This is a genomic window from Stenotrophomonas terrae (assembly GCF_039674165.1).
Taxonomy (GTDB): Bacteria; Pseudomonadota; Gammaproteobacteria; order Xanthomonadales; family Xanthomonadaceae; genus Stenotrophomonas; species Stenotrophomonas terrae_A.
The window spans coordinates 180,637-192,344 of record NZ_JBDJMY010000002.1 but is presented as its reverse complement, the minus strand read 5'-3'; the positions used below and the strand labels follow the sequence as shown (position 1 = coordinate 192,344).

Genomic DNA, 11,708 nt, shown 5'->3' with positions numbered 1-11,708 from the left:
GCTCGGCAGAGGCCTTACCGGTAAAGCCCCTTGCCGAGCATGGCTCGGCACTACAGGGCCTATTCGGGGCTGGCCTGGAACGAGGCCAGCCGGGCCTCCATCGCGGCAAGCTGGGCGTCGCCGCCATGCAGGCGCATGAAGTTCTCGGCGCTGACCGCGCGGCCCAGCAGGTAGCCCTGCAGGTGGTCACAGCCCAGGCGTTCCACGTAGGAGCGTTGCCCCTGGGTCTCGATGCCCTTGGCAACCACCTGCAGATTCAAGGCATGGCCCAGTGCGACGATGGCCGAGACAATCACCACGTCCTCGTCGCTGTCCTCCAGCGCCAGTACGAAGGCACGGCCGATCTTGATCTCGGTGGCGGGCAGGCGCTTGAGGTGCAGCAGGCTGGAGACGCCGGTGCCAAAATCGTCGATCGAAATGCCCACCCCCAGCCCCGCGACGCTGCGCAGCACTGCAATGGTGCTTTCAGCGTCGCGCATCACTGCGGTTTCGCTGATTTCCAGTATCAGTCGTGAGGGGTCCAGTTCATTGCGCTCCAGCGCGGCACGTATGTCCTGCAGCAGTTTGGGCGAGCCCAACTGGCGGCCGGACAGGTTCACCGAGACGCGCCAGTCGCTGTTGCCGGCATCCTGCCAGCTGCGTACCTGCCGGCAGGCTTCATCCAGCACCCAGTTGCTGATGGCATCCATCAGCTCGCTTTGCTCGGTGAGGCGGATGATGCGCTCGGCCGGGATATAGCCGTGCTCGGGGTGACGCCAGCGGATCAGTGCCTCGGCGCCGCTGATGCGGCCGCTGTTGGCGTGCACCCGCGGCTGGTAGTGCAGCGACAACTGCGCGCTGCCCAGGGCTTTGCGCAGGTCCTCGAGCAGGCGCCGGTCCTGTTCGACGTTGTCGTTCATCCAGTCGGCAAACAGCGCATGGCTGTTGCGGCCGGATTGCTTGGAGTAGGCCATGGCGGTTTCGGCCATGGCGATCAGTTGTGCGGCGTTGCTGCCATGTTGCGGGAACTGGGCAACGCCCAGGCTGGCAGTGATGCGCAGGTCGCGACCGCCGGCCCGCACCGAGTTGACCGCCAGGATGATGCGCTCGGCCTGGGCATCGACTTCCTCGGGCTGCACCAAGGTGCTGGCGATGACGAACTGGTCCCCGCCGAGGCGGCCTACCAGGTCCTCGGTCGGCAGCAACTGGCGCAGGCGCTCGCTTATTTCGACCAGGGCCGCATCGCCGGTTTGCGAACCGAAGGTGCCATTGATATGGCGAAAGCCGTCCAGGTCGATCGACATCACCGTGATGGCCTGCCCGTCCTGCAGCATCTGCTCTATGCGTTCATGCGAGAGCTGGCGATTGGGGAGGCGGGTCAGTGAATCGTGCTGGCTGGCGTGGAACAGCTCCTTGCGGGCATCGTCCAGCGAGGCCGACAGCATCGAGTTGCGCAGGTGCAGCAGCCGCGCCTGCATGCGTTGTTCGAACAGGGAGATGGTCAAAACCACCGCCATCACGCCAACGGTCAGCAGCACCACGCAGGCAGCCAGCCATTCAGTGGGAACACCACCGCCAATGGCGGCCGTGCAGACTGCATTGGCCGGGAACCGAGCTGCGGCCATGCCGGTGTAATGCATGCCGACGATGGCCAGGCCCATCACCAGCGCGGCAATCAGCCGAGGTGGCAGGGCGTGTTCGACGGTGCGCAGACGGAAGGCGATATACAGCGCACTCCAGGAGGCGCCCACCGCAATGATGATGGACAGCGCAAACCAGATCGGGTCGTAGTCGATTTCCGGCGACATCTTCAGCGCCGACATGCCGACGTAATGCATCCAGGCTATGCCCAGACCCATCAACAAGGCGCCCAGTGCCAGCCGCAGATGCGGCAGGGTGGGCCGGGACACCAGCCACAGGGCAAAGATCGAGGCGGCCACTGCGACCAGCAGCGATTCCAGGGTCAGCCACAGGTCGTAGCCCAAGGGGATCGGCAAACGGAAGGCAAGCATGCCGACAAAGTGCATTGACCAGATGCCCGCACCCATTGCCACGCCGCCGGCCAGCAGCCAACGGGCGGCAATGCGCCGTGGTTGCGAGGCCGATACCCGTGAAGCCATGTCCAATGCCGTGAACGAGGCAAGAATGGCAACCAGGATGGACAACACGACAAACAACGGGTTGTAGCTGCCAACGAGCATCAAACCCTCTCCCTAAGATTGTCGTGCCGCGGTTGCGGCAGCGAGATGCCGTACTCGGTTCCGCATTCCCCTGCGGCGCCCGCCTGTACCCGGACTATCCACCGGTATAGAGGAACCGGCAATAGGGGGGTCAGGCAATACCAAATCAAAAACCTTGAGCTGAGCGCAACGTCACATTGTCACCTGTCGCGCCGTATCAAAGGCGGTGTCGAACAAACGCTGCACGGGCGCGCCCATTTCCCCTGACAACAGGGTAAGCAGGGACAGCCCCAACAGCAGTGCCACCGGCAGACCCAGCTGCATCGGATTGAGCGCCGGCGCGGCGCGGGCCAGCACGCCGAAAGCCAGGTTGATCGCCAGCATCGCCACCACCAGCGGCAGTGCCAGCGACAGCGCGCCACGGAAGATCTGCAGAGCCAACGTGGGCGCCAATGCCGCCACCGCGTGCGGATCGGGCAGGGCAGTTCCGATCGGCAGCGCCTTGTAGCTGTCCACCAGCAGCGAGATCAGTGCCAGATGGCCGTTGCTGGTGAAAAACAACAGGCCGAACATCAGGTAGAACCATTGCCCGATCACACCGGAGCTGCCACCGCGCATCGGGTCGGCCATCTGCGCAAACGCCAGGCCGGTACTTTGCGCGATCATTTCACCGGCCATCGCGCCGGCTTCGAAGATCAACCGCAGCAGGAAACCGATGCTGACCCCGACCGCTACCTCGCGCAGGATGCTGAGCACGGTAGCCGAGTCGAAGCCGTTGAAGATTGGTACCGGCGGCAATACCGGCGCCAGCGCCACGGACAGGGCGATGGCCAGCATTGCGCGCACCCGCGCTGGCACCGCGCGTGTGCCCAGCATCGGCATGGCCATCAGCATCGCGCCGATGCGCAGCATGATCCACAGGGTATTGCCGATGATGGCAAATGCCTGTTGGCCGTCGATGACCGTCTGCGTGACCGAGTCCATGCCGCTAGCCGATCAGGTGGGGAATGCGCTGGAACAACAAGATGGTGAACTCGACCAGATGGCCGAGCAGAAGGCTGCCCAGCGCGAACAGCGCCGCGGTAAGGGCTGCGGCTTTTGCGACGAAGGCGATGGTCGGCTCATTCAGCTGGGTGGCGGCCTGGATGATGCCTATCACCACGCCGACGACCAGCACGATCAGTAGCAGCGGGCCGGCGATCCACAGCGTGGCGACAAGGCCGCCGCGCAGTTCGGTGAGGGCAAGTTCGGGACTCATGCCCGGATAGATGCAAGAGCGGTGCCAGACTGCGCGCCGGATTTCCGGCGGGTGCAATTGGCGGAGGGTGATCGATTTTGCCCCCTCCCTTTCGCGCAGCGAAGGGGAGGGTTGGGGAGGGGTAGCTTTTGACTGCGTAGAGCCGAGCCATGCTCGGCTGAAGCCTTACCGGCAAAGCCCCTGCCGAGCATGGCTCGGCACTACCGTTTTGCCCCCTCCCTTTCGCGCAGCGAAGGGGAGGGCTGGGGAGGGGTAGCTTTTGACTGCGTAGAGCCGAGCCATGCTTGGCTGGGGGCCTTACCGGTAAAGCCCCTGCCGAGCATGGCCCGGCACCAGCCCGGTCAACGCCGATGGCGCAGCCAGAAGTAGATCGGCAAACCGGCCACGATCAGCGCCACGCCCCACAGCAAGGCCTCGCTGCCGATGCCGGCGATGGCATACAGACTGAAGGCCAACGCACCTGCGGCGGCGATGCGTGAGGGAATGCCGGTGCCGCGCCACAACCAGGCAGCGGCGCCGGCCAGGTAGGGTAGCAGGGTGGCGGCGGTGGACAGCAGCACCGAGAACTTGAACAGATCCACCAGCGAACGGTTGTAGTTGCAGATCACCAGCACGGTGGCCAGCAGGCAGCTGACGATCACCCCGAATACCGGCGTGCCGCGCTTGTTTTCATATGCGAAAGCACGCGGCAGCACGCCATCGCGGGCGGCCGCCATCGGCAGCTGCGCCGACAGCAGGGTCCAGCCATTGAGTGCGCCAACGCAGGAGATGGCCATCACCACCGCCAGCAGCATGCCGGCGGTCGGGCCCCACAGCGCGGCGGCGGCATCGGCCATCGGCGCGCCGGACTTGGCCAGCACATCGGCCGGCAGCAGGCCGAGCACGGTGGTGCAGGCCAGCACGGTGGCGATGCCGGCGATCAGCGTACCGGTGACGGTGGCGCGGGCAATGGTGCGCGGCGCATCGTCAACCGAGTCGGCCGGCACGGTAGCCGCCTCCAGGCCGATCATGGCCCACAGGGTCAGTGCCACGGTGGCAGCGGCCACGCTGCCCAGTGACTGGCCGGAGGGATTGAAGGGCACGTAGTGGCTGGTATCCACCAGCCACAGCGCGACCAGGCCGAACATCAGCAGCGGCACCACTTTCAATACCGTGGTCAGCAGCTGCAGGCGGCCGGCCTCGCGCATGCCGATCAGATTGACGCCGGCGCAGGCCCACAGCGCGACCAGGCCGCAGGTGGCCGCGCGCACCGGGGTGGCGGTGAGTTCCGGGAAAATGGCGCCGATGCTGCCGGCGAAGGCCACCGCAATGGCGGCGATGGCACACCACATCGAGATCCAGTAGCTCCAGGCCACCAGGAACCCCGGCAGTTCGCCGAAGGCATTGCGCGCAAACACGTAGGGGCCGCCAGTCTGCGGCCAGCGTTTTGCCAGCTGGGCAAAGGTGATGGCCAGCAGCAGCGCGCCACACAGGGTGATGCCCCAGCCGATCAGGGTTGCCGCTCCATAGGGGGCGAGGGTGGCGGGCAACAGGAAGGTGCCCGAGCCGATCATGCTGCCCACAACCAGGGCGGTGGCGGACCAGAAGCCCAGCGGGCGACGCGAAGTAGTCATAAATACAGCAACGGCAAAGGCTCACTCCGGGCATAAGCGGGCCCGGGCGAGCGTGAATACGGGTGACGGCCGCCGGTGACGGCCGCATCAGGGAGGCGATTATGACGGTTTGCGGCCCCGGCTGCGATGTCGGTTGCCCGGCAATGACCTTTGGCCCTTCCGGCAAATGACAGTTGCGCTGACGCTGGCGGCCTTGTTCCCCTTGTTGGAAACCCCTGATGACCGTCCGACCGTTGGCGCTTGCCGTCTCGTTCTCCCTGGCCACCCTGTTGGCCGCCTGTTCTCCGACCTCGCAGCCTGCGGCCGCTGACAGCAGCGCCCAGGCGCCGCAGGCCGACAAGGCCGCGCAGCTGAACCAGCTGTATGCCGACTATTGGGAGGGCGTGCTCAAGCTGAACCCGCTGCAGGCCACCTTCCAGGGCGACAACCGCTACAACGACCAGCTGCCGGATTTCGGCTCGGCCGAGTTCCGCAAGCAGAGCCATGACTTCACCCAGGAATGGCTGGGCAAGGCCGAGAAGCTCGGCGATGCCGGCCTGGCCGGGCAGGACCTGCTCAGCTACCGCATCTTCGTTGAAGAGCAGAAGCAGTCGCTGGAAGGTGAGAAATTCCCGACCTGGATGATGCCGGTCAACCAGATGGGCTCCACCGTCAGCTATGCGGTGATGCTGGGTTCGGGCCAGGTGGCGCAGCCGTTCAAGACGGTCAAGGACTACGACAACTGGCTGGCACGTGCCGCGCGCATCCCGGTGCTGCTGGAAACCGAAAACGCCAACATGCGTGAAGGCATGAAGGCCGGTGTGGTGCAGCCGCGCGTGCTGATGGAAAAAGTGGTGCCGCAGTTCGACGAGATCCTCACCGCCAAGGCCGAGGACAGCCAGTTCTGGGGCCCGATCAAGCTGCTGCCGGCCGATTTCGCGCAGGCCGACAAGGACCGCCTGACCGAGGCGTTCCGCAGCGTGATCAACGACAAGCTGATGCCGGCGATCAAGCAGCAGCGTGATTTCATTGCCAACGATTATCTGCCGGCCACGCGCGACACGGTGGGCCTGGATTCACTGCCGGACGGCAAGGCGTGGTACGCCTTCAACGCCAAGCAGAGCACCACCACCGCGCAGACGCCGGAGCAGATCCACGAGATCGGCCTGAAGGAAGTGGAGCGTATCCACGGCGAAATCCAGAAGGTGATGGCCGAGGTGGGCTTCAAGGGCTCGCTGCAGGACTTCTTCAAGTTCATGCAGAACGACAAGCAGTTTGAGTTCAAGTCCGAGCCGGAACTGCTGGAGCATTACCGTGGTCTTGAGGCCAAGATCAACGCCAATGTGCCCAAACTGTTCTCGCTGACCCCGAAGGCGGGCTTCGAGATCCGCCCGATCGAGGCCTTCCGCGCCAAGTCGGCCGCCGGCGGCGAATACATGCAGCCCAGCGAAGACGGCAGCCGCCCGGGCATCTTCTACGTGAACACCTATGACTTGCCGACGCGCAAGACCTGGGACGCGGAAGACCTGTTCCTGCACGAAGCCATTCCGGGCCACCACTTCCAGCTGGCCCTGCAGCAGGAATTGAGCGGCGTTCCGGCGTTCCGTCGCTTCGGCGGCGAAACCGCCTTCATCGAAGGTTGGGGCCTGTATGCCGAAAGCCTGGGCAAGGACCTGGGCGTCTACACCGACCCGTACAGCTACTTCGGCCGCCTGCAGGGTGAGCTGTGGCGCGCGGTGCGCCTGGTGGTGGATACCGGCCTGCATTCCAAGAACTGGACCCGCCAGCAGGTGCTGGATTACATGTTCGCCAACTCCTCGGTGAGCGAGCCCGATGCCATTGCAGAAGCCGAGCGTTACATCGCCTGGCCGGGCCAGGCGCTGGCCTACAAGACCGGCGAGCTGAAGATCCAGGAACTGCGCAAGCGCGCGCAGGACAAGCTGGGCGCCAAGTTCGACATCCGTGAGTTCCATGCCGAAGTGCTGAAGGACGGCTCGGTGCCGCTGGACGTGCTGGACGAGAAGCTCAACGCCTGGATCGCCGAAAAGTCCAAGTAACCGGCAACGCCGGTTACCGGTAGTGCCGAGCCATGCTCGGCAAGGGCTTCACCAGCAAAGCCCCAACTGTAGTGCCGAGCCATGCTCGGCAAGGGGCATTACCGCAAAAGGCTAACCCCTCCCCAACCCTCCCCTTGGCCGTTGGCCAAAGGGAGGGAGCAGGAGCGTATTGCCGAGCCATGCTCGGCAAGGGCTTTCCCAGCATTGCCGGGGAAGCCCAAGCCGCCCCAGCATTGCTTGGCAAGCTCCAGCCGAGCATGGCTCGGCTCTACATTCAACGCTCGGTCGTACGTAGTGTTCCAGCCATAACCGCGCGATTTGCCATGTAGCCGTGGCACAGTGCGCGATCCCCTTCAAACCTGTTTGCGGCGTGATCGCGGCTGTTCTGCGCGCCGCTGCTGCTATAGCCGATGACTCTATTCGTATCGCTGATCCTGCCGCTGCTCGTCATTCTGTTCTGGTGGCCGGTCAACCCTCTGTCCAAGCGCCAACGTCGCTGGCGTACCGGCATCACCGTCGGCTTGGCCCTGCTCGGGCTGTGCTTCGCCACGCTGTGGCGGATGGATGTCTTCAGCTACACGGTCGAAGCCTGGATCCAACTGGTATTCGGTTGGGTGCTGGTGATGTTCATGCTGGTGCTGGTGTTCGTGCTGCTGCGCGAGGCCGGCTGGCTGTTGTCACGCCTGCTGCCGCGCAGCTCGCGCTTGGCCGCGCTTTGGCACGGCACCGGCTTCAACCATGGCGCGGCGACGGTGATCGTGCTGCTTGCCACACTTGGCATCTATAACGGTCTCAAGCCGCCGCAGGTGCACGAGCGCGACCTGGTCCTTCCCAACCTGCCCAAGGAGATGGACGGACTGCGCGTAGCGGTGTTGGCCGACCTGCATATCAGCCCGGTAAAGCGCACCTGGCGTACCCAGCGCATCGTCGATGCCACCCTGGCGGCCAAGCCCGACATGATCGTGCTGCCCGGTGACATGGCTGACGGTGGCCTGGAGGACAGCGGCCGTTTCGCCGCGCCGCTGGCGCAGCTCAAGGCCCCTTACGGTGTCTGGTTGGCGCCGGGCAACCACGAGTATTACTACGACTACAGCGCGTGGATGGCGCATTTCCGCCAGATGGGGCTGGGTGTGCTGGAGAACCAGACCGCGCTGTTGACCATCAACGGCCGCAGGCTGGCGGTTTCGGGCATTGGTGACCTGGCGGCGCTGAAGCCTAGCTCGTACATGCACGGTGGCCTGGCGCCGGACATGCAGGCAGTGGTGGATGGCGGCAGGGGCGGCGAAGTGCATGTGCTGCTGGCCCACCAGCCCAAGCAGGCACGCGCGGCCGCTGCGACTGGTGCGATCGATCTGCAGATTTCCGGCCATACCCATGGCGGGCACATGCTCGGGTTTGATCGTTGGGTGGTAGCACCTTTCAATCACGGCTATGTACGTGGCGAGTACCGGGTGCGCGAGATGGTGTTGTTCGTCAGCAGTGGCGTGGGCCAATGGGACGGTTTCACCGCGCGCCTGGGTGTGCGTTCCAGCATCGATGTGCTGGTGCTGCGCAGCCCGGCCAAGCAAACGGAATAGCGAAGGTCGGTGTTGCCGTAGAACGCCCGGTTGCGAAGCAGGGGATGCGCCAGCTCGGCATCTGTTTGTGGGAGCGGTGTAAACCGCGAAGCTGGCATTGTTCAGAGCCTTGGCAGCTATGTCATCTGAAAATGTGTGTGCTTCGCGACTTATGCCGCTCCCACAAGAGAAATCGATTTTGCTGCTCTGAGGTTGGATCCTGCTGGGTGCTGCACATGTTCAAGTTGCCAGTATTGCGGTAACCCAGGCCGATCAGGTGTCGAGATCGGTCTGGCTGCCATCCATGTTCCTGCGCTTGTCCGGCATCAGCTTCGGCAGCGTGCTGACCACGGCCAGTGCGGCAATCGTGGTGATGAAGGCCACCATTTCCATGCCCATGCCGGCAGCCATGCCGATGGCGGCGGTCATCCAGATGCCGGCGGCGGTGGTCAGGCCCTGGATGCGCTCCTCGGCATCGAGCTTGAGGATGGCGCCAGCACCCAGAAAACCGATGCCGGAGACGATGCCTTGCATCACGCGGGTAACGTCGGCGCCGGAGATACCCATCTGCAAGGGCGCAAGCACGAACAGCGCCGAACCTACCGAGACCAGGATGTGGGTTTTCAGTCCGGCCGCGCGCCCCTTGCGCTCACGCTCAAGCCCCAGCAGGCCGCCCAGCACGATGGCCGTGGTCAGCCGTGAGACGATGACGGTCAATGTGCGGACGTCGGGAAGGCTGAACTCGGCGGCCAGCGCCTGGCCGATCTCTGCGGTGATGCTCATGCGATGAGGTCTCCGTTGCTGGGTTGATCGCGCGCCAGGTGTCCTTGTGGGCGGCTCGATGATCCTGCGTTGCGGAAGCTTTACCGCCGGTGATGGCGGAGTGGGTTTGGCGTGAAACCAGCAGCTGCTTTGCTGGCAACCCGCCGCCGGCAGCTGAAACGAAAACGGCCCCATCAGGGGCCGTCTTGCGGTATGCGGCTGGGGCGATCAGAGGGTGATCTGATCGAAGCGCTCGACCCGGGGATGACCGTGCGTGGCTTCGCCGGTGCGCGGCTGCGGGTAGTCGTCGAGGCGGTCCACCAGAACGGTCTGCAGCCCGGCATCGCGGGCGGCATCCAGTTCTTCAACAATGTCGGACAGGAAAAGGATCTCGCCCGGCGCGGTGTTGATGGCCTTGGCGATGTGCGCATAGCTTGCCGCTTCGCGCTTGCCGCCGACTTCAGTGTCGAAGTTGCCCGAGAACAGGCTATTGAGGTCGCCCGCGTTGCTGAAACCAAAGAACAGCTTCTGCGCCGGCACCGAGCCGGAGGAGTACACGTACAGCGGCAGGCCACGCGCGTGCCAGCCGCGCAGCACATCGGCTACTTCCGGGTACATGTGTGCGGCGTAGTCGCCATTGCGGTAGCCGGTATCCCAGATCATGCCCTGCAGCGCCTTGAGCGCGGTGTGCTTGCGGTCCTGGTCTATCCAGCCTTGCAGGGTTTCAACGATGACCTCGTCCTGGCAGGCGCTGGCGGCGATTTCGGTGGCCACTGCATCCAGCCATTGGCGCACCTGCGGTTCCTGGCCGTGGGCCTGGACGAAGCCGGGTAAGGCCTTGCGGGCGTAGGGGAACAGCACTTCCTTGACGAAGGAGATGCTGGAGGTGGTGCCCTCGATGTCGGTGAGGATGGCGTTGATGGTCATGCTGGTCTTCCTGCACGGTGCTTTTCGGCACGAATGCTTGGTTGGCGAGGGTATGGGGCAAGAGTCAGGAGCTGCCCTCACCCCAACCCCTCTCCCGCAAGCGGGAGAGGGGCTTAAGCAGAGCGGAGGCTCCGGGCAAAAGCGGGCTCAGCTCGGCTTATGCCGCGCTGGGCTGGTAGCGCGGGAAGCGCTGGGCGATGTCGGTGCCGGTGAAGTGGCCGACCCAGCCGTCCGGCTCGGTGAAGAAGCGGATGGCGGCGAAGCTCGGTTCCTCACCCATGTCGAACCAATGCTTGACGCTGTCCGGTACGGCGATCAGGTCGTCCTTCACGCACTCCACTTCGTAGACCTTGTCATCCACGTGCAGGGTGAACAGGCCCGAGCCGGCGACGAAGAAACGTACTTCGTCTTCCTTGTGGTAATGCTCGTCGAGGAACTTCTTGCGGATCTCAGCGCGGGCCGGGTTGTCCGGGGCAATCGAGGCCACGTCCACGCTCTTGAAGCCGTGCGCGGCGACCAGGCGGTCGATGTCTTCGCGGTAGGCGGCGAACACTTCGTCCTGGCTGGCGCCGGGCGTGACCGGGTGCTTGGCTTGCCAGCGTTCGAAGGTGACGCCGATCTTGTTCAGTTCAGCAGCGATGACCTCGCCGTCGCGGCTGTCGAACAGCGGCGCGTCAGGGGCGGTTTCATTGAAAATGCGCAGTCGGCTCATGGGGGACTCGACGTGGAAAGGGGGTCAGGCGTTGCCGCGCAGGCGGCGTAGCTCCAGCTCACAATGCAGCAGGAACTCGAAGGCTTCCAGGTGGCGACGGGCTTCGGCCATGTCGCGGCCCCAGGCGTACAGGCCGTGGCCATCAATCAGATAACCCCACATCGGCCCCTTGTCGAGTTCGGCCTCGACCTGGGCGGCCAACACATCCATGTCCTGTGTGTTGGGGAATACCTTCAGGTCCACGGCGGTTTCGTGGGTGGCGTTGCCGTGCAGGGCCTTGAGCAGCTCGTAGCCTTCCAGGCGGATATGGCCGTCGCTGCCGTACAGGCGCGAGGCAATGGTCTGCACTGGCGAGTGGGTATGCAGCACGCAGCCGACTTCCGGGAAACGGGCGTACAGCTGGGTGTGCAGCAGGGTTTCGGCTGACGGGCGCAGCGGCCGGCCCACGGCCTTGCCGTCGAAATCCACCACCATGATGTCGCTTTCGATCAGCCGCCCCTTGTCCTTGCCGGACACGGTGATGGCCGCGTGCCGATCATCCAGGCGGTGCGAGAAATTGCTGCTGGTGGCAGGTGTCCAGCCGGCGTGGGCCAGCTCGCGGATGTTGTCGATCAGCAGCTGGGCCAGTTCGCTCAGCCGCTGGGCGTCGTAGGGGACAGTAGGCGCGTTCATGGCGCCCATTCTA

General features: G+C 64.5%; 10 protein-coding genes. 2 read left to right on the top strand and 8 right to left on the bottom strand.

Translation table 11 applies throughout. The features are described from left to right. Window positions 1-59 precede the first annotated feature (59 nt). From ABE493_RS01940 to ABE493_RS01925, 4 genes are all read right to left on the bottom strand, one after another. On the bottom strand, window positions 60-2,180 hold the full coding sequence (locus ABE493_RS01940; RefSeq protein ID WP_346496750.1) for a putative bifunctional diguanylate cyclase/phosphodiesterase: 2,121 nt from the start codon (window positions 2,178-2,180) through the stop codon (window positions 60-62). A 171-nt stretch (window positions 2,181-2,351) separates the two neighbouring features. Next, the gene (gene fliR, locus ABE493_RS01935) at window positions 2,352-3,143 is read right to left on the bottom strand and encodes a flagellar biosynthetic protein FliR (RefSeq protein ID WP_057628667.1); all 792 of its coding nucleotides are present in this window, start codon (window positions 3,141-3,143) and stop codon (window positions 2,352-2,354) included. 4 nt (window positions 3,144-3,147) lie between these two features. Further along, window positions 3,148-3,417: a flagellar biosynthetic protein FliQ gene (locus tag ABE493_RS01930; RefSeq protein ID WP_346496748.1), complete on the bottom strand. Its 270-nt coding sequence runs from the start codon at window positions 3,415-3,417 to the stop codon at window positions 3,148-3,150. Window positions 3,418-3,758: 341 nt separating this feature from the next. Continuing rightward, window positions 3,759-5,030 (bottom strand): amino acid permease, encoded by a 1,272-nt coding sequence (locus ABE493_RS01925; RefSeq protein WP_346496746.1) that lies wholly within the window; start codon window positions 5,028-5,030, stop codon window positions 3,759-3,761. Window positions 5,031-5,248: 218 nt separating this feature from the next. On the opposite strand from ABE493_RS01925, the gene ABE493_RS01920 reads away from it, so the two are divergent. Together ABE493_RS01920 and ABE493_RS01915 are read left to right on the top strand one after the other, a co-directional pair. Continuing rightward, window positions 5,249-7,066 carry a DUF885 domain-containing protein gene (locus tag ABE493_RS01920; protein ID WP_346496744.1) on the top strand — a complete coding sequence of 606 codons (1,818 nt, stop codon included), beginning with the start codon at window positions 5,249-5,251 and terminating at the stop codon, window positions 7,064-7,066. Window positions 7,067-7,476: 410 nt separating this feature from the next. Beyond that, the gene (locus ABE493_RS01915; RefSeq protein WP_346496742.1) at window positions 7,477-8,643 is read left to right on the top strand and encodes a metallophosphoesterase; all 1,167 of its coding nucleotides are present in this window, start codon (window positions 7,477-7,479) and stop codon (window positions 8,641-8,643) included. 252 nt (window positions 8,644-8,895) lie between these two features. Here ABE493_RS01915 and ABE493_RS01910 read toward each other — a convergent pair whose 3' ends face one another. The 4 genes from ABE493_RS01910 to ABE493_RS01895 all read right to left on the bottom strand — a co-directional run bounded on the left by ABE493_RS01910 (window position 8,896) and on the right by ABE493_RS01895 (window position 11,695). Then, window positions 8,896-9,405 (bottom strand): MgtC/SapB family protein, encoded by a 510-nt coding sequence (locus tag ABE493_RS01910; protein WP_346496740.1) that lies wholly within the window; start codon window positions 9,403-9,405, stop codon window positions 8,896-8,898. Window positions 9,406-9,612: 207 nt separating this feature from the next. Further along, the gene (gene mtnC / locus ABE493_RS01905) at window positions 9,613-10,311 is read right to left on the bottom strand and encodes an acireductone synthase (protein ID WP_346496738.1); all 699 of its coding nucleotides are present in this window, start codon (window positions 10,309-10,311) and stop codon (window positions 9,613-9,615) included. Window positions 10,312-10,468: 157 nt separating this feature from the next. Further along, window positions 10,469-11,023: a 1,2-dihydroxy-3-keto-5-methylthiopentene dioxygenase gene (locus tag ABE493_RS01900; protein WP_346496736.1), complete on the bottom strand. Its 555-nt coding sequence runs from the start codon at window positions 11,021-11,023 to the stop codon at window positions 10,469-10,471. A 24-nt stretch (window positions 11,024-11,047) separates the two neighbouring features. Continuing rightward, the gene (locus ABE493_RS01895; RefSeq protein ID WP_346496734.1) at window positions 11,048-11,695 is read right to left on the bottom strand and encodes a methylthioribulose 1-phosphate dehydratase; all 648 of its coding nucleotides are present in this window, start codon (window positions 11,693-11,695) and stop codon (window positions 11,048-11,050) included. Window positions 11,696-11,708: the final 13 nt, after the last annotated feature.

What these genes read in the sequence shown, in the direction of transcription:
- ABE493_RS01940 (WP_346496750.1), bottom strand. Translation starts at nt 2,180, where the DNA reads ATGCTCGTTGGCAGCTACAACCCGTTGTTTGTCGTGTTGTCCATCCTG.
- fliR (WP_057628667.1), bottom strand. Translation starts at nt 3,143, where the DNA reads ATGGACTCGGTCACGCAGACGGTCATCGACGGCCAACAGGCATTTGCC.
- ABE493_RS01930 (WP_346496748.1), bottom strand. Translation starts at nt 3,417, where the DNA reads ATGAGTCCCGAACTTGCCCTCACCGAACTGCGCGGCGGCCTTGTCGCC.
- ABE493_RS01925 (WP_346496746.1), bottom strand. Translation starts at nt 5,030, where the DNA reads ATGACTACTTCGCGTCGCCCGCTGGGCTTCTGGTCCGCCACCGCCCTG.
- ABE493_RS01920 (WP_346496744.1), top strand. Translation starts at nt 5,249, where the DNA reads ATGACCGTCCGACCGTTGGCGCTTGCCGTCTCGTTCTCCCTGGCCACC.
- ABE493_RS01915 (WP_346496742.1), top strand. Translation starts at nt 7,477, where the DNA reads ATGACTCTATTCGTATCGCTGATCCTGCCGCTGCTCGTCATTCTGTTC.
- ABE493_RS01910 (WP_346496740.1), bottom strand. Translation starts at nt 9,405, where the DNA reads ATGAGCATCACCGCAGAGATCGGCCAGGCGCTGGCCGCCGAGTTCAGC.
- mtnC (WP_346496738.1), bottom strand. Translation starts at nt 10,311, where the DNA reads ATGACCATCAACGCCATCCTCACCGACATCGAGGGCACCACCTCCAGC.
- ABE493_RS01900 (WP_346496736.1), bottom strand. Translation starts at nt 11,023, where the DNA reads ATGAGCCGACTGCGCATTTTCAATGAAACCGCCCCTGACGCGCCGCTG.
- ABE493_RS01895 (WP_346496734.1), bottom strand. Translation starts at nt 11,695, where the DNA reads ATGAACGCGCCTACTGTCCCCTACGACGCCCAGCGGCTGAGCGAACTG.